Annotated in this window: 14 protein-coding genes; 10 read left to right on the forward strand and 4 right to left on the reverse strand. The window is 76.8% G+C overall.

Going from position 1 to position 16,755, the window contains the following annotated elements:
• Nucleotides 1-111 precede the first annotated feature (111 nt).
• Both ACI8AB_RS09590 and ACI8AB_RS09595 read left to right on the forward strand, forming a co-directional pair.
• On the forward strand, nucleotides 112-1,890 hold the full coding sequence (locus tag ACI8AB_RS09590; protein WP_456949943.1) for a serine/threonine protein kinase: 1,779 nt from the start codon (nucleotides 112-114) through the stop codon (nucleotides 1,888-1,890).
• A 20-nt stretch (nucleotides 1,891-1,910) separates the two neighbouring features.
• Complete coding sequence (locus tag ACI8AB_RS09595) at nucleotides 1,911-3,518, forward strand: serine/threonine protein kinase (protein WP_456949944.1); 1,608 nt, start codon at nucleotides 1,911-1,913, stop codon at nucleotides 3,516-3,518.
• A 15-nt stretch (nucleotides 3,519-3,533) separates the two neighbouring features.
• On the opposite strand, the gene ACI8AB_RS09600 is transcribed toward ACI8AB_RS09595, so the two are convergent.
• Complete coding sequence (locus ACI8AB_RS09600) at nucleotides 3,534-4,373, reverse strand: hypothetical protein (RefSeq protein ID WP_456949945.1); 840 nt, start codon at nucleotides 4,371-4,373, stop codon at nucleotides 3,534-3,536.
• A gap of 168 nt (nucleotides 4,374-4,541) precedes the next feature.
• On the opposite strand from ACI8AB_RS09600, the gene ACI8AB_RS09605 reads away from it, so the two are divergent.
• The 7 genes from ACI8AB_RS09605 to ACI8AB_RS09635 all read left to right on the forward strand — a co-directional run bounded on the left by ACI8AB_RS09605 (nucleotide 4,542) and on the right by ACI8AB_RS09635 (nucleotide 13,017).
• A complete protein-coding gene (locus ACI8AB_RS09605; RefSeq protein WP_456949946.1) occupies nucleotides 4,542-5,825 on the forward strand; it encodes a competence/damage-inducible protein A in 1,284 nt (427 codons plus the stop codon).
• 55 nt (nucleotides 5,826-5,880) lie between these two features.
• On the forward strand, nucleotides 5,881-6,300 hold the full coding sequence (locus ACI8AB_RS09610; protein ID WP_456949947.1) for an SRPBCC family protein: 420 nt from the start codon (nucleotides 5,881-5,883) through the stop codon (nucleotides 6,298-6,300).
• Between the two features lie 40 nt (nucleotides 6,301-6,340).
• Nucleotides 6,341-7,876 (forward strand): DUF222 domain-containing protein, encoded by a 1,536-nt coding sequence (locus ACI8AB_RS09615; RefSeq protein ID WP_456949948.1) that lies wholly within the window; start codon nucleotides 6,341-6,343, stop codon nucleotides 7,874-7,876.
• Between the two features lie 87 nt (nucleotides 7,877-7,963).
• A complete protein-coding gene (locus ACI8AB_RS09620) occupies nucleotides 7,964-9,592 on the forward strand; it encodes an acyl-CoA dehydrogenase family protein (protein WP_456949949.1) in 1,629 nt (542 codons plus the stop codon).
• 168 nt (nucleotides 9,593-9,760) lie between these two features.
• Nucleotides 9,761-11,815, forward strand: a complete 2,055-nt coding sequence (locus tag ACI8AB_RS09625; RefSeq protein ID WP_456949950.1) for a putative bifunctional diguanylate cyclase/phosphodiesterase — start codon at nucleotides 9,761-9,763, stop codon at nucleotides 11,813-11,815.
• Nucleotides 11,816-11,854: 39 nt separating this feature from the next.
• Nucleotides 11,855-12,736, forward strand: coding sequence for an NYN domain-containing protein (locus ACI8AB_RS09630; RefSeq protein WP_456949951.1), 882 nt, complete (start codon nucleotides 11,855-11,857; stop codon nucleotides 12,734-12,736).
• A 44-nt stretch (nucleotides 12,737-12,780) separates the two neighbouring features.
• Nucleotides 12,781-13,017, forward strand: coding sequence for a hypothetical protein (locus ACI8AB_RS09635; protein WP_387988703.1), 237 nt, complete (start codon nucleotides 12,781-12,783; stop codon nucleotides 13,015-13,017).
• Nucleotides 13,018-13,027: 10 nt separating this feature from the next.
• Here ACI8AB_RS09635 and ACI8AB_RS09640 read toward each other — a convergent pair whose 3' ends face one another.
• Nucleotides 13,028-13,486, reverse strand: a complete 459-nt coding sequence (locus ACI8AB_RS09640; RefSeq protein ID WP_387988704.1) for an ATP-binding protein — start codon at nucleotides 13,484-13,486, stop codon at nucleotides 13,028-13,030.
• Nucleotides 13,487-13,659: 173 nt separating this feature from the next.
• Here ACI8AB_RS09640 and ACI8AB_RS09645 point away from each other — a divergent pair, with 173 nt between their 5' ends.
• Nucleotides 13,660-14,358, forward strand: a complete 699-nt coding sequence (locus ACI8AB_RS09645; protein ID WP_456949952.1) for a GAF and ANTAR domain-containing protein — start codon at nucleotides 13,660-13,662, stop codon at nucleotides 14,356-14,358.
• A gap of 24 nt (nucleotides 14,359-14,382) precedes the next feature.
• On the opposite strand, the gene ACI8AB_RS09650 is transcribed toward ACI8AB_RS09645, so the two are convergent.
• Both ACI8AB_RS09650 and ACI8AB_RS09655 read right to left on the reverse strand, forming a co-directional pair.
• Nucleotides 14,383-15,342: a nucleoside hydrolase gene (locus tag ACI8AB_RS09650; protein ID WP_456949953.1), complete on the reverse strand. Its 960-nt coding sequence runs from the start codon at nucleotides 15,340-15,342 to the stop codon at nucleotides 14,383-14,385.
• A 43-nt stretch (nucleotides 15,343-15,385) separates the two neighbouring features.
• Complete coding sequence (locus tag ACI8AB_RS09655) at nucleotides 15,386-16,738, reverse strand: APC family permease (RefSeq protein ID WP_456949954.1); 1,353 nt, start codon at nucleotides 16,736-16,738, stop codon at nucleotides 15,386-15,388.
• Between the last annotated feature and the right edge of the window lie 17 nt (nucleotides 16,739-16,755).

The raw sequence follows: 16,755 nt of genomic DNA on the forward strand, positions 1-16,755 counted from the left end.
CTGGGAGGATGTGTGGTCTCGGAAGGACCGGGCACCTCCGCGGACGAGGACCGGTACGCCGGGACGGACGGCGTCGGCAGCAGGGCCGGCAGGGATGGGAGAGGTCCCGTGGTGGAACCGGGTCGCCGGATGCTCGGTGACCGCTACGAACTCTCCCGGCTCATCGCCGCCGGTGGCATGGGCCAGGTCTGGCGCGGCACCGACGTGCTGCTGCACCGCCCGGTCGCGGTCAAGGTCCTGCGCAGCGAGTACACCGGCGACCCGACGTTCCTCGCCCGCTTCCGCGCCGAGGCCCAGCACGCCGCGGCGCTGAACCACCCGAACATCGCGGCGGTCTACGACTACGGCGAGACCACGGCACGGGACACGGCCGGGGACACCGGCGAGACGCTCGCCTACCTGGTCATGGAGCTGGTCGAGGGCCAGCCGCTGTCGGCGCTGCTGCGCCGCGAGGGCCGGCTGGACACCTCCACCACCCTGTCGGTGCTCGGCCAGACCGCCGCCGCGCTGTCCGAGGCGCACCGCGCCGGGCTGGTGCACCGCGACGTCAAGCCCGGCAACATCCTCGTCCGCGCCGACGGCAGCGTGAAGATCACAGACTTCGGCATCGCCTGGTCGGCCGGCAGCGTCCCGCTCACCCAGACCGGCCAGGTCATCGGCACGCCGCAGTACCTCTCGCCGGAGCAGGCCGAGGGGCACCTGGCCACCCCGGCCAGCGACGTCTACGCCCTCGGCCTGGTCGGCTACGAGTGCCTCACCGGGCACCCCGCCTTCGACGGCGACAACGCGGTCACCATCGCGCTCAAGCAGCTGCGCTCGGACCCCGAGCCGCTGCCGGACACGCTGCCCCGCGACGTCCGCACCCTCATCCGCCGCGCGCTGGCCAAGGACCCGGCCGCCCGCATGCCCGACGGCGCCGCGTTCGTCGCCGCGGTCGAGGACGCCCGCGCCGGGCGGCTGCCGGACCTCGAGCCACCGGCACCGGCACCGGCACCGGCACCGGCGCCCGCGCCCGTCCCGGCCGCCGCGCCGGCCGGGGTGGCGGTCGCCGCCGTCCCGGTCGCCGCCGTCCCGGTCGCCGCCGTCCCGGTCGCCGTCGACGCCGGCCCGCCCACCCAGGCCGCCCCCGGCCCGTCCGGCGTGCTCCCCGGCCCGGGCGGGCCGCGGCGCAGCAGCCCCCCGCCACCGCCCCGCCACCGGGTCGCGGCGGTCCTGGTCCCGCTGCTGGCGCTGCTGCTGGGCGCCGGGCTGGCCGGCGTCGTCTTCACCGCCCTGGGCGACGACCCCGGCTCCCCGACCGTCGTCGCCGCGCAGACCCGCGACAGCGAGGACGGCGTGGTGCTCGAGGCCGGTGACTACGTCGGCCGGCCGATCGACGACGTCGCCACCCAGCTGTCCGCGCTGGGCCTGGGCGTGGAGCGGCGCGAGCAGGTGACCGGGTCCGCGGTCCCGGGCCGGGTGCTCGGCGTCTCGCCCGAGGGCGTGCGCCTCGAGCCCGGCGACGACGTCGTCGTCACCTTCGCCGTCGCGCCGGCCGGTGGCCGCGGCTCCCGGCCGGCGCCCACGGGGCAGGGTGGCGACGGCGGCGTCTCGGCCGTGACCGGCGACAGCACGCCCGGCACGGTGGTCGAGCCGGTCCCGCCCGCGACGGACCCGGCTCCGGGGACGGCGGTCCCGGAGCCGACCGAGGCCGCCACCCCGACCACGACCACCGCGCCCGGCTCGTCCGCGACCGGCTCCCCGTCGGACACGACGACCACCACGCCGGCGACGCCCACCGGCACCACCGCCACGAGCTCGAGCACCCCCACGTCGTCGTCGCCGGTGACCGGCACCGCCGGGACGACGAGCGGGACCACCTCCGCCGCGGGAGACTCCACCAGCCGCTGATCCGGAACCGAGGAGGTGCGATGCACGGCAGGCCTGCACGTCGCGTCGTCGCCGGCCGCTACGAGCTGCTGGGCCTCCTCGCCACCGGCGGCATGGGCCAGGTCTGGCGCGCCCGGGACGCCCTGCTGGACCGGCCGGTCGCGGTCAAGCTGCTGCGCAGCGAGTACGTCGAGGACGAGACCGTCCGCACCCGGTTCCGCACCGAGGCGCGCCTGGCCGGCCGGCTGCTGCACCGCAACATCGCCGCGCTGCACGACTACGGCGAGGTGGTGACCGAGGACGGCGAGGTCTGCGCCCACCTGGTGATGGAGCTCGTCGACGGCGAGCCGCTGTCGGCGCTGCTCGCCCGCGAGGGGCGGCTGCCGGCGGAACGGGTGCTGGACCTGGTGGGGCAGACCGCCGCCGCCCTGGCCGCCGCGCACGCCGCCGGCGTGGTGCACCGCGACGTCAAGCCGGGCAACGTGCTGGTCGGCTACGACGGCGTGGTCCGGATCACCGACTTCGGCATCGCCTGGTCGGCGGGCAGCGCCCCGCTGACGCGCACCGGCCAGGTGGTCGGCACCGCCCACTACCTCTCGCCCGAGCAGGCGGCCGGCGGCAAGGCGGGGCCCACCAGCGACGTCTACGCGCTCGGGATGGTCGCCTACGAGTGCCTGGCCGGGCGGCGGGCCTTCGACGGCGAGCACCCGGTGCAGATCGCGCTGCGGCAGATCCGCGACGAGCCGGACCCGCTGCCCCGTGACGTGCCGGAGCCGGTGCGGGAGCTGGTGGCGCGGATGCTGGCCAAGGACCCCGCCGGCCGGCTCGCCGACGGCGCGGCGGTGTGCCGGGCGGTGGAGACCGTCCGCGCCGGCCGCCCGCTGCCGCCGGCGCCGCCACCGGTCACCGCGCCGCTGCCGCCCGTGGTGTCCCCGCCGGCCGTGTCCCCGCCGGCCGTGTCCCCGCCGGCCGTGGCCGCCGCTCCCGCACCGCGCCGCAGGGCCGGGCGGGTCCTCACCGGCATGGCGACCCTCGCGGTCGGCGCCGCCCTCGGGGTCGGCGTGCTGGAGGTGACCGCGCCGGGGTCCTCGCCGGTGCCGGCGGCCGAGGCGGGGTCCCCGGCGGACGCGGGCACCGACGTGCGGCGGGTGGACCTGGTCGGCCGGTCCGCCGACGAGGTGGAGGAGCAGCTGGTCGCGGCCGGGCTGAGGGTGCGCCGGGTGGTGGTGGAGACCGCCGACGCGGCCCCGGGCGTCGTCACCGGGGCGACCCCGGTCGGGCGGCTGACGCCGGGGGAGACGGTCACGCTGACGGTGGCCGCGGCGGTGTCCCGGCCCGAGTCCGGGCCGTGGTCCCCGCCACCGTCGTCGTCGTCGTCGCCGCCGTCGTCGCCGCCGTCACAGCCGCCCTCGTCGCCGTGGCCCTCCGCGCCGTCCTGGGCGGTGGACTCCGCCCCGGTCACGGAGGTGGCCGAGCCGGTGACGCCCGCCGCGCCGGAGCCGGACCCCGTCCCGCCGCCGGCGGCCGGGGACGAGGCGGACGCCCAGGACCCCGGCGAGGGGAACGGCGGCGAGGTGGGCGGCGACGGCGGGGGGAACGGGAACGCCGGCGGCAACGGACGGGGCAACGGACGGGGCCGCGTCCGCTGAGCCGCCGGCGTCCGGTCAGCGACGGCGGCCGGGCACCAGCCAGGCGGCGAGGGCCACGGCCCCCAGTGCGGCGGTGAGCAGGAAGCCGCGGTCGGTGTCGGCGTGGGGGAGGACGACGAGCACCCAGAAGACCGCCAGGCCGGCGGCCCCGCCGAGCGCCAGCCGCTCCGCGGTGAGGGGGCCCAGCCGCAGCGCCGGCACCAGCCGCGACAGCGCGGCCGCGCCGCCGAGCAGCGCGCAGACGGTGGCGAACGCCGCCCACGCCGGGACCTGACCCCACAGCGGCGGGCCGTCCAGGCGCAGCGCGAGCCCGAGCTCGAGCAGCACCAGGCCGAGCCCCGCCAGGCCGGCGCCGACCAGCGCGGCGCGGTCGCGGGACCGGCGCGGCGCCCGGGGGCGCGCCGGCTTCCCGGGCCGGGCGGCCGGGGCCTCCTGCGGGCCGGCGGCCGCCGGCGGGGGCACCGGCGGGGCGCCGAGCAGCGAGTCCAGGGGGCCCGTGGGCTGCGGCCCGGTCGGCTGGTAGCCGGCGGGCGCGTGGTGGACGGGCTCGTGGTGGACGGGCTCGTGGTGGGCCGGTGTGTGGTGGACGGGCTCGTGGTGGACGGGCTCGTGGTGGGCCGGTGTGTGGTGCACCGGCTCGTGGTGGAGCGGCGCGTGGTGGGACGGCTGGTGGTGGGCGGGCTCCGGCGTCGCTGCCGGCTGGGGCGTGGTCACCGGGTACGCGGGCGCCGGCAGGACCGACGGCGGCACGGCGGGCGCGCCCGGGTGTCCGGCGAGACCCGCGGCCGTCGCACCCTCCCCGGTGGTGGGGATCTGCTGCGTGCGCGGGCCGGCCGGCGGGGGCGAGGTGGTCACGGGTGCTCTCTCCTCCTGGGACGCGGGCGACCGGTCCCGCACGGGGTGGGACCGGTCCTCCCCGCACGCTAGCGGCGGTCCGCGCCCGGCCCGGGGAGGTGCGACGGCGGGTCCGGCGGTCCGCCTCGCACCCGGCGGGGAGGACGTCGTCCTCCTAGGGTCGGGCGGGTGGGCACGCGCGCGGGCATCGTCGTCACCGGCACCGAGGTCCTGACCGGCCGGGTCGCCGACCGCAACGGGCCGTGGCTCGCCGAGCAGCTGCGGCAGGCCGGCGTCGACGTGGGCTCGGTCCTCGTCGTGGGCGACCGGCCCGACGACGTGCGCGGCGCGCTGGCCTGGTTCGCCTCCTCCGGCGTCGAGCTGGTGATCACGACGGGCGGCCTCGGGCCCACCGCCGACGACCTCACCGCCGCGGTCGTGGGCGAGGCGCAGGGCAGGCCGCTGGACGTCGACCCGGAGCTGGAGCAGCGCGTCGCCGCCGTCGTCGAGCGGCTGATGGCCCGCCGCGGCTGGCGGTCGGACCCCGAGGCGACCGCGGCCGGCGTCCGCAAGCAGGCGATGGTGCCCGCCGGCGCCACCGTGCTGGAGCCGGTGGGGACGGCGCCGGGCCTCGTCGTCCCGCCCGCCGACGGCCGCACCGGGCCGGTCGTCGTCGTCCTGCCCGGGCCGCCGTCGGAGCTGCAGGGGATGTGGCCGGCGGCGCTGGCGGCCGGGCCGGTGCAGGAGGTGCTGGCCGGGGCGAGGGAGCTCCGCCAGGAGACGATCCGGCTCTGGGGGACGCTGGAGGCGCAGCTGGCCGCCACCCTCCGGGAGCACGAGTACGAGCTCGGCGGGCTGGAGGTCACCACCTGCCTGCGCGAGGGCGAGCTGGAGATCGTCACGCGCTTCGCGCCCGAGGCGCAGCCCGCGTACGACCGGCTGGCCGCCGTGCTGACCGAGACGTTCGCCGCGACGCTGTTCTCGACCGGGCCCACCCTCGACGAGCTGGTGGCCGGTGCGCTCGCCGACCAGGGCCTGACGATCGCCACCGCCGAGTCCTGCACCGGCGGGCTGCTGGTCGCCCGGCTCATCGAGCGGGCCGGGTCCTCGGCCTACGTGCTCGGCGGGATCACCTCGTACGCGAACTCGGCGAAGGAGCAGCTGGTCGGGGTGCCGGGGGAGGTGCTCGCCGAGTTCGGCGCGGTGAGCCCGCAGGTGGCGCTGGCGCTGGCCGAGGGGGCGCGGGCGCGGTTCGGGGCCGACGTCGGCGTCGGGGTCACCGGCATCGCCGGGCCCGGCGGCGGGACGCCGGACAAGCCCGTGGGCACCGTGCACCTGTGCGCCGTCGGCCCGGTGGGCCAGCAGGCGCGGTCGGTGCGGCTGCGCGGCTCGCGGACGGCGGTGCGCGAGCGCTCCGTCGTCCTCGCGATGCACATGCTGCGCCAGCTGCTGCTCGGCGGCCCGCCGGCCTGACCGTGCCGCCGTCCGCGGTGCGTGCGGCGGGTCCGTCGCGGGCAGAGAGGGCGGCATGACGACCGTGACCCTGCACGCCACCGGCCCGGTGTCACCCGCGGAGGCGTGGGAGCGCTACGCCCGGCCCGCCCGGTGGCCGCAGTGGGCGCCGCAGATCACCGGCGTCGAGGTGCCGGGGCCCCGGCTCGCCGCCGGGGTGAGCGGGCGGGTGCGCGGGCCGGTGGGGGTGACGCTCCCGTTCGTCGTCGAGTCGGTGGACGAGGCGGCACGGCAGTGGGCGTGGACGGTGAGCGCCGGCCCGGTCCGGCTGCACTTGCTGCACTGGGTCGCCGACGGTCCCGACGGCGGCAGCACCACCGGCCTGCGCATCTCCGGCCCGGCGCCGGTCATGGTCGGCTACGCCCCGCTGGCGCAGCTGGCGATCGGCCGGTTGGTCCGTCCGCTCGACCAGCGGAGTGCCGGACAACCGGTCTGACCTGCGGGAACTGTCGTACCCCGACCGTAGCGTGCGGGGTGTGCAGGAGGTCGCCGGCCACGTGTCGCCGCTGGAGCGCGCGCTCGCCGGCTGGCTGCTGGAGCGGCCGGTGTCGATCCCCCGGCTGCCGGTGGCGCTGCTGTCGGACGAGCAGGCGGCCGCCGAGTTGCAGCGGGTGCAGGCGCGCAAGGCGATGGAGGCCGCCTACGAGGCCGAGCTGGTGCTCCGCCTGGCCGAGGCCCGCCCGGCCGATCTCGATCCCGCGCCGGGCACCCCGGGCGCCCGCCGGGGGTCGTGGGCGCCGGATGCCGAGCTGCCCGGGGTGTCGGAGTTCTTCACCGCCGAGCTGGCACTCGTGCTCAACGTCGGCCGGGGCACCGCCTCCCACCTGGCCCACCGGGCGTGGACGTACCGCTCGCACCTGCCCGGCACCTGGGCGGCGCTGGCCGCAGGCGCGCTGGACGAGGCCCGTGCCAGGGCGCTGGTCGACGTGCTGGAGCACACGAGCGCGGCGACCGCCCGGACGCTCGAGGCCCGGCTGCTGCCGGAGGCCATGTCCCTGACGGTGCGCAAGCTCAAGGACCGGGCGCTGGCGCTGCTGCTCACAGCCGACGCCGAGGCCATCGACGGCCGCCGGAAGCAGGCCGAGCGGCACGCCGACGTGCGGCTGTACGACTGCCCCTTCGACGGCATGGCCACCCTCGCCGCCGACCTCCCCGCCGATGTCGCCGCCGCCAGTCATGCGCTGGTGGATGAGCTGGCGCGGATGCTGAAGGCCGACGGGGACCAGCGGCCGATCGGGCAGCTGCGCACGCTGGTCCTGGCCGATCTGCTGCAGCGCCCCTGGGAGACCGACCGCCCGCCGGTGAGCGCCCATCTGCAGGTCATCGCTACCCTCGCCGCGCTGACCGGCCGCAGCAGCGAGGCCGGGGCGGTGAACGGGTTGCCGATCACCGCCGCCCACCTCCGGGAACTCCTGCAGCAACTGGAGGCGCTCGGCGTCCGGGCACCGGAGGGCGGCTCGGTCACCCTGGCGCTGGTCGACGACGACGGCACGCTGCGGGCGACGACCACGCTCGACCGGTTGCGTCGGCTGGCCCGCACCGGCTGCGCCGACCACCCGGCCGACGCTGGAGTCGAGCAATCGGCCGAAGCCAGCGGCGACTGCGACTGTGCGGTGCTCGACCGCCCGGCCGCGACCGACGCCTACGCACCCTCCGCGCCGCTGCAGCGATTCGTGCACACCCGCGACCGCACCTGCCGCTTCCCCACCTGCGGCCAGCGCGTCGGCTGGGCCGACACCGACCACGTCGTCCCCCACGCGGACGGCGGGGTGACCGACTGCGCCAACCTGTGCTGCCTGTGCCGCAGCCACCACCGCCTCAAGACCTTCGCCCGCGGCTGGCGCTTCCACATGAGCGCCGACGGGACCCTCACCGTCACCACCCCGTCCGGGGTCACCCGCACCACCCGGCCACCGGGCCTGCGACCACCACCGACCGAACCCGGTCCACCACCGGCCGATCCCGGACCACCGTCACCGGCCGACCCGGCCGACGACCCGCCGCCCTTCTGAGTGCCGCCGTCCCGTCGTTCCACGTGGAACCCGGCCGGCGGACCAGGGGTGTGACCGCGGTGACAGCGAGGTCGTACGGTGCGCGGCGTGGCTGCGACGCACGAGGTCCTGAACCAGGCCCCGCCGCTGGTCGGGTACGACCCGATCGCCGGGGACGCGGCGCTGCGGGAGGCCTGTCTCCGGCACGCCGACGAGGCGACGCTCGCCTCGCTGGCCGAGCTCGGCGCGCTGGCCGGCAGCGAGCAGGCCCGCGAGTGGGGCCGGCTGGCCGACGAGAACCGCCCGGTGCTGCGCACCCACGACCGGTACGGCCACCGCGTCGACGAGGTGGAGTTCCACCCGGCCTGGCACGAGCTCATGCGGACGGCGTTCGAGCACGGTCTGGCCGGCGCGCCGTGGGCCGCGGCCGACGCCGGTTACCGGCACGCCCACGTGCGCCGCGCCGTCGGCTACCTCGGCTGGACGCAGGTCGAGGCCGGCCACGGCTGCCCCGTCACCATGACCTACGCGGCCGTGCCGGCGCTGCGGGCGGCGCCCGACCTCGCCGCCCGCTACGAGCCCGGCCTGACCGCGACCGGCTACCGGTTCGGCCTGACCGACCCCGTCGCCAAGCCGGGCCTGGTCGCGGGCATGGGCATGACCGAGAAGCAGGGCGGCTCCGACGTCCGGGCCAACACCACGCGCGCGGTCGCGAACGCCGACGGCAGCTACGCGCTCACCGGGCACAAGTGGTTCACGAGCGCTCCGATGAGTGACCTGTTCCTCGTGCTGGCCCAGCTCGACGAGGGCGTGTCCTGCTTCCTCGTCCCGCGGGTGCTCCCGGACGGCAGCCGCAACGTCTTCCGCCTGCAGCGCCTCAAGGACAAGCTCGGCGACCGCGCCAACGCCTCCAGCGAGGTCGAGTTCGACGGCACCACCGGCTGGCTGGTCGGCGCCCCCGGCCGCGGCGTCCCGACGATCATCGAGATGGTCAACACGACCCGGCTGGACTGCGTCATCGGGTCGGCCGCGACGGTGCGGGCGGCGCTCACCCAGGCGGTCCACCACGCCCGGCACCGCTCCGCCTTCGGCGCGCTCCTGGTCGACCAGCCGCTCATGCAGAACGTGCTGGCCGACCTCGCCGTCGAGAGCGAGGCAGCCACCGCGCTGGCGATCCGGCTGGCCGCCGCGGTCGACGCCGGCGAGAAGGCGTTCCTGCGGCTGGCCGGTGCCGTCGCCAAGTTCCTCGTCTGCAAGCGGACGCCGGGCGTCGTCGGCGAGGCGCTCGAGGTGCTCGGCGGCAACGGCTACGTCGAGGAGTCGGGCATGCCCCGGCTCTACCGGCAGGCGCCGCTCAACAGCATCTGGGAGGGCTCCGGCAACGTCATCGCGCTCGACGTTCTGCGGGCCCTGGGCCGCAGCAGCGAGTCGCTGGCCGCCGTCACCGACGAGATCGAGCTCGCCCGCGGCGCCGACGCCCGCTTCGACGACGCCGTGAAGCGGCTGGCCGCCGAGCTCGGCGACGCGGACGCGCTGCCGCTGCGGGCCCGCCGGATCGCCGGCCTGCTCGCCCAGTGCCTGCAGGGCTCGCTGCTGCTGCGGTACGCCCCGCCCGAGGTCGCCGACGCGTTCTGCGCCACCCGCCTCGGCGGGGACTGGGGGTCGGTGCTGGGCACGCTGCCGTCCGCCGTGCCCGCCGCGCGCATCGTGGAGCGGTCGACCGTTGCCCCTGCCTGAGAGCCCGCGGCTCCACTACCCTCGGGTACGCGTCGCGCACGGACCGACTTCCCATCCTGTCCCGGTCCGGTACCGGTGACCCGCTCGACGGGGTCCGGCGTGCGGCAGGGGGAGAGAGAACGCGTGCACCCATCCGACCGTGCGGGCGCGGCGGCACCGCCGAACCTGTTGGCCAGCGTCCCCGACGCGGTCTGCCACATCGACCGGGAGTGGCGCTTCACCTGGCTCAACGCCGCCCTGGAGGACCTGCTCGGGCGGCCGGCCGACACCCTGCTGGGCCAGAAGGTCCTCGACTGCATCCCGGACCTGCGCGACACCGAGTTCGTGGCGGAGCTCAGGGGCGCCCTCGACGACGGCCACCCCCGCGTGTTCGAGTACCTGCACAGGCCGCGGGACCGCTGGTTCGAGGTCCGCGCCTCCGCCGACAGCACCGGCCTGGTCGTGTTCATCCGCGACGTCGACTCGCGGCACCGCGCGCACGCCGCCCAGGCGCACGCCCTCCGGCAGACCACCGCCGTCCTCGACGCGTACCCCACCCCGACCGTGCTGGTCGACCGCGGCGGCCGGGTCCGCAGCGTCAACCGCAGCTGGGCCGACACCGCGGAGGTCGTGCGCGCAGGGGGCTGGGAGCCCGCCGAGGTGGGCGACGACTACCTCGCGCGGATAGGTCAGGGCCTGACCCCGGACGACCTGGCCCGCATCGCCGGCGGGCTCGCCGAGCTGCGGGCGGCGCCGCCCGGGGGACCGACGCGCACCTTCTCCTGCGAGTACTCCATCGAGTCCTCCAGCGGTCGCACCTGGTGGCGCATGCAGGCGGCGCGGGTGGAGGAGGACGGCCAGCTCGTCGCCACCCACATCGACATCACCGAGCGGGTCCGCGACCAGGAGCGGCTGGCCTGGCAGGCCCACCACGACGACCTCACCGGCCTGGCCAACCGCGCCCGGCTGCTCGAGCTCGTGGGCGAGGCGCTGGCCGACGAGCGCTCCCGCACCGCCCTGCTGTTCCTCGACATCGACGGCTTCAAGACCATCAACGACTCGCTCGGCTCCGAGGTCGGCGACGAGCTGCTGCGCCAGGTGGGCGCCCGGCTGACCGCGCAGATCCGTCCCGGCGACGCCGTCGGCCGCCTGGGTGGGGACCAGTTCGTCGTCCTGGCCCGCTCCTGCGACACCCCGGAGGCGGCGTCGCTGGCCTTCCGGCTGCAGCGCTCCTTCGCCCGCCCGTTCATCGCGCTGGGGGTCTCGGTGCCGGTGTCGGCCAGCATCGGGGTCGCCGTCGCCCAGCCCGGGCTGCGGCACGCCCACCAGCTGCTCAGCGACGCCGACGCCGCGAGCTACGCCGCGAAGGCGGCCGGCCGCGACCGCGTCCACCTGTTCTCCCCGGGGCTGCGCGACGCCGCCCGCTGGCGCATGGACGTCGCCACCCGGCTGCGCGACGGCGCGCTCGACCAGTTCGTCGTCCACTACCAACCGGTGGTGCGCCTGGACACCGGCGAGGTCGAGGGCGTCGAGGCGCTGCTGCGCTGGCAGCACCCCGAGCGCGGCCTGCTCTCGCCCGACGCCTTCCTCTCCGTGGCCGAGGAGACCGGGCAGCTGATCCCGATCACCCGGTGGCTGCTGCACGAGACCACCCGCCAGGCCGCCGAGTGGGCCGCGCAGGGCCTGTCGCTGCGGATGGCGGTCAACATCAGCGCCCGCCACTTCTCCGCCGAGACGCTGGTCCGCGACGTCCGGACGGCGCTGCACGAGTCGGGCCTGGCGCCCGAGCAGCTGATGCTCGAGCTGACCGAGACCAGCGTCGCCGAGGACCCCACCCGCGCCGAGGACCAGCTCGCCGTCCTGCGCGGCTTCGGCGTGCGGGTGGCCATCGACGACTTCGGCACCGGCTGGTCCTCGCTGGCCCAGCTCATGGCGCTGCCCATCGGGACGCTCAAGATCGACCGGTCGCTGATCACCGCCGCCGAGCGGCTGGCCTCCGGCGGCACCGGCGCGGTCCTCGGGGCGATCGTCGAGCTCGCGCACACCCTGGGCATCCGGTCGGTGGCCGAGGGCGTGGAGACCGCCGAGCACCTGCGGATGGTCCGCGAGGCCGGCTGCGACTCCGCCCAGGGCTACCTGCTCGCCCACCCCATGAGCGCCGAGGACGTCGAGCGCTGGGCGGACCGGGTGCGGGCCGGCGGCGGCGACTCCTGCGCGCTGGCCCTCGCCGGCCGGCTGCGCTGAGGGGGCTGCCCTGAGCGGACAGGGGGGAGGGGACCGGCGGTGACCGGTCCCCTCCGCCGGCGCGCCGTCCGCCGGGCGACCGCCCCGGCCGGCCCGCCGCCGGTCGTCGCACCGCCCGCCGTCCCGCCCGTCGTCGTCCCGCCGGTGCCGGACACCCCGGACACCCCGGACACCCCGGACACCCCGGACGGCACCGGCACGGACGCGGCGGCGACCGGGCAGACTGCCCCCGTGACCGCGACCAGCGAAGAGACGCCCCTCGCCGAGCCCCGGGCCGACGGCGGCCGGGGGCGGCCCGCGCTGGACCTGCTGATCTGGGACGCGCCGAACATCGACATGACCCTGTCGACGGTCATCGGCGCCCGCCCCACCGCCGCCTCCCGGCCGCGCTTCGACGCGATCGCCGCCTGGTTCGTCGACGGCGCCGGCGACCCCGCCGCGCCGGACGCGCCCGAGGTCGAGGCCTGCGTCTTCGCCAACATCCCGCCGGTCGTCGGCTCGCTGCAGCGCTGGGTGGAGGCGCTGCGCGGCTTCGGCTACGCCGTCTTCGCCCGGCCCAAGAGCCAGCCCGACGACGACATCGACCAGGCGATGCTCGACCACATCGAGGTCCGCGCGCACAGCCACCGGCTGCGGCGGCTGGTCGTGTTCTCCGGCGACGGACGCAACTTCGCCGAGCCGCTCGAGGAGCTCGCGCGGACCGGCACCCAGGTCGTCGTCGTGGCCTTCAGCGAGGTCGCGGGCTACGCCATCGGTTCGGACCTGCTGGAGTTCATCGACATCGAGGACGTCCCCGGCGCCTTCGCCGCGCCGCTGGACCGCGTCCGGCTCGACGCCCTGCCGCCGGACGGCGCGTGGCTGCGGCCCACCCGCAGCCTGCGGGACTTCGTCTCGAACTGGACCGCCCGCCGCAGCAGCTGAGCCACCCCCGTGTCCCCCGGCCCCGTCCGGGGAAGGGAGGGGCCATGGCGGTCTGCGAGGTCTGCGGCAACGACTACGACATGAGCTTCGAGGTGGTGGCCCAGGGGGCCCGGCACACCTTCGACAGCTTCGAGTGCGCCATCCACCGCATGGCGCCCATCTGCGAGCACTGCGGCGTCAAGGTGGTGGGCCACGGCGTCGTCGTGGAGGGGCAGTTCTACTGCTGCGCGCACTGCGCCCGCGCCGAGCACGACGGCGCGGCGGTGGCCGACTCGGCCTGAACCCCCCGGCTCAGTCCCGCGGGATCTCCGGCGCGCGCGGCTCGGGCACCTGGCTGCCGAACCCCTCGACCGGCTCCAGCCCGGAGGGCAGCCGCGCCCACACGTGCTTGCGGCCGGGGCGCCTCTCCCAGCCGTAGTCGACCGACAGCTGCGCCACCAGGTGCAGGCCCATCCCGCCCAACGACGGGTCGCGGTCGACGGCGGGCACCGGGGGGCGCTCGGGCGCCTCGTCGCTGAGGTCGAGCAGCCAGCCGGCGGGGCTGGCCACCACCAGCGCGCGGACGTCGCCGCCGCCGTGCCGCAGGGCGTTGGAGGCCAGCTCCTCGAACACCAGCAGCAGCCCGTCGCGGGCGTCCTCGGTCGACGACGTGCTCACCGACGGGTGGGCGATCCGGGCCCGCAGGTCCGCGCGCACCCGGGAGACGACGTGCATGGCCTCCAGCTGCCAGTGCCAGACGTCGCCGGCCACGGAGGGCACCGGAGTGCACGGCCACGCCTCCTGGCCCATGTCCCACCCCTCGCGTCTGCTCCGCCGACCGGCGTCCATCCTGACCGAAAGCGCCCTGGCCCGCAGCGGCGGGCCCGTACGGTCCCCGCCCGCGGTGATCGGCCGGGTCCCCGGCAGCGGCCGTTGCGGGCAGGATGGGCCCCGTGGAGGACCTCTGGCGCGCGTTGAGCCGACTGCGGCTGGCCGACCGGGCCCTGGACGACGCGCTCGACGAGGTCACCCGGATCGCCGCCGAGAACGTCCCCGGCGCCGAGTCGACGTCGATCACGCTGATCCGGGGGGACGTGGCCACCACCGCCGCCCACCACGGCCACATGGCGCTGGCGGCCGACGAGCTGCAGTACCAGCGGGGCTACGGCCCGTGCCTGGACGCCGGGCGCGCCGGGGTCGTCCTGCGGATCGACGACACGCGCACCGAGACGCGCTGGCCGGAGTACGTGGCCCGGGTGGTGGAGGTCGGGGTCCGCAGCTCGCTGTCGATGCCGCTGCCCTACCAGGCCACCACAATCGGGGCGCTGAACATCTACTCGACGCGGCCCGCCGCGTTCGGCTCCGACGGGTCCGTCGAGGCGGCCCGGCAGGTCGCGGAGGCGGTCGCCGTCGCCGTCGCCAACGCCGACGCGCACGCCCAGCTCGGCGAGCACGCCCGCAACATGGAGCTGGCGATGCAGTCCCGCGCGGTCATCGAGCAGGCCAAGGGTGTGCTCATGGCGCAGCGGCACGTCGACGCCGACGCCGCCTTCGAACTGCTGCGCGAGGCGTCCCAGCGCTACAACCGCAAGCTGCGCGACATCGCCACCGGGATCGTGGCCTCCACGCAGGACCGGCGCTGAGCCGGACCGGCCCGCCGGCGCGGTTCAGCCCACCCGCGTCGCCAGGTCGGCCAGCCGGCTGACCAGGAACTCCACGGCGGCCGGGCTGTCCACGGTCTCGGCGACGTCGACCGCGGTGGGGGAGTCCGACACCGTCCTGCGGTCGACCAGCGTCTGCCCGCGGGCCGGCCCCAGGGTGGTGTCGACGACGACGTCGCGGCGGACGGTGCCCAGCGTGCCCGGTACGATCGCCTCGGTGAGCGCCAGCGCGTCGTGCACCACCACGCCGGTCGTGCCGTAGGAGGTGCGGGCGTGGTCCAGGTACTGCTGCAGGATCGCCGCCGCCGTCTTCCCGACCGGCCCGGCCGAAGCGAACCGGGCGACGCCGTCCTCGTCGAGGACCGTGGGCAGCGTGACGTCGAGGCCGACGAGCACGGTGGGGACCGTCGAGCCGAGCACCCGCGCCGCGGCCTCCGGGTCGGACCACACGTTGAACTCCGCGGCGGCGGTGACGTTGCCGCCGCGGGCGGCCGAGCCGCCCATGAGCACCAGCCGGCCGATCCGCTCCGCCGCCTCGGGGTAGGTGGCCAGCAGCAGCGCGACGTTGGTCCACGGCCCGATCGCGGCCACCGTCACCGGTTCCTCCGACGCCAGGAGCAGCTCGGCGAGCGCGACGACGGCCGGGCGGGGGTCGACGGCGGCCGGGGAGGGCGGGAGGCCGACGCCGCCGAGGCCCGTGGCGCCGTGGACGTGCCCCGCGCGCTCGGGCTGGGGGAACACCAGCGAGTCGGCGGCGCCCGCGGCCACGGGGACGTCGGAGCGGCCGGCCAGGTGCAGCACCCGCAGCGCGTTCTCGGTGGTCTGCGCGAGGGACACGTTGCCGTGCGTGGTGGTGACCAGGCGGAGGTCGACCTCGGGGCTGGCCAGCGCCAGCAGGATCGCCAGCGCGTCGTCGATGCCGGGGTCGGTGTCGATCACCAGGGGCCGCGGTGCGGGAGGAGCCACCCGGCCATCCTCGCAACCGGGCCCGGCTGCGCCTGCGCCGCGGTCAGCTCCCGGCCCGGCGCCGCGGCAGCGCGGTCACCAGGTAGAGCACCACCCCGACGGCGAGCAGGACGCCGGCGAACGCCCAGGTCCGGGCCTCCTGACGCCACAGCAGCACCAGGCACGAGGCGATGCCGAGCACCGGCACCACCAGCGGCACCCGGAAGTGCGGGGCGTCGACCCGGTCGCGGCGCAGCACGAGCACCGCGGCGTTGGTGCTCACGAAGACGAACAGCAGCAGGAGCACCACCGTGTTGGCCAGCGTGGCCAGGTCCCCGGCCAGGCTCAGGCCCATGGCCACCAGCGTGGTGACGGCGATGGCCACCCACGGCGTCCGGCGGCGCGGCAGCACCCGGCCGAGGACCGCCGGCAGCAGGCGCTGCTCGGCCAGCCCGTAGGCCATCCGGCTGGCCATGATCATCGTGAGCAGGGCGCCGTTGGCGACGGCGACCAGGGCGACGACGCTGAACAGCTCGTCGGGGATGCCGGCGTCGGCGGCGCGGACCACCTCGAGCAGCGGCCCGGTGGAGCCGGCGAGCTCCGCGGGCGGGAGGACGACCGCGGCGCCCAGCCCGACCAGCACGTAGACGACGCCCGCGGTGAGCAGCGCCCCGAACAGCGCCCGCGGGTAGACCCGCCGCACGTCGCGGACCTCCTCGGCGACGTTGGCCGACGTCTCGAACCCGACGAACGAGTAGTAGGCGAGCAGTGCCGCCGACAGCACCGCCGTCGCCGCCGACACCCCGGGCGGGAACTCCACGACCCGGCCCGGGTCGCCGTCGCCGCGCCCGAGGACCACCGCCCCGAGGACGACGACGAGGACCAGGCCCGAGGTCTCCACCAGCGTCATGACCAGGTTGGCGCGCAGGGACTCCCGGATGCCGCGGGCGTTGAGCAGCGCCACCACCAGCAGGAACACCAGGGCGACCGGGGCGGCGGGCACGTCGAGGAAGACGGTCAGGTAGTCACCGGCGAAGGCCAGCGCCAGGCCCGCGGCGCTGGTGACGCCGGCGGCGAGCATGCAGAAGCCGACGAGGAAGGCGACCACCGGGGAGCGGAACGCCCGCTCCGCGAACACCGCCGAGCCGCCGGCCCGCGGGTACTTCGTGACCAGCTCGGCGTAGGACCCCGCGGTGAGCAGTGCCAGCAGCAGGGCGACCAGCAGCGGCACCCAGATCGCGCCGCCGGCCTCCGCGGACACCTCGCCGACCAGCGCGTAGACACCGGCGCCCAGGACGTCCCCGAGGATGAACAGGTAGAGCAGCGGCCCGGTGACGGCGCGGCGCAGCCTGGTGTCCGGCTCGTCCGTGCTGCCCGGCATCCGGTCGGGTGCCGCCGTCGCGGCCTGCTCGCTCACCGGTCGAGTCTCGGCAG

This window comes from Geodermatophilus sp. SYSU D00698 (assembly GCF_054050335.1).

Excerpts from the sequence above, each read along its gene's own strand:
- ACI8AB_RS09595 (WP_456949944.1), top strand. The coding sequence starts at position 1,911 with ATGCACGGCAGGCCTGCACGTCGCGTCGTCGCCGGCCGCTACGAGCTG.
- ACI8AB_RS09635 (WP_387988703.1), top strand. The coding sequence starts at position 12,781 with ATGGCGGTCTGCGAGGTCTGCGGCAACGACTACGACATGAGCTTCGAG.
- ACI8AB_RS09645 (WP_456949952.1), top strand. The coding sequence starts at position 13,660 with ATGGGCCCCGTGGAGGACCTCTGGCGCGCGTTGAGCCGACTGCGGCTG.
- ACI8AB_RS09610 (WP_456949947.1), top strand. The coding sequence starts at position 5,881 with ATGACGACCGTGACCCTGCACGCCACCGGCCCGGTGTCACCCGCGGAG.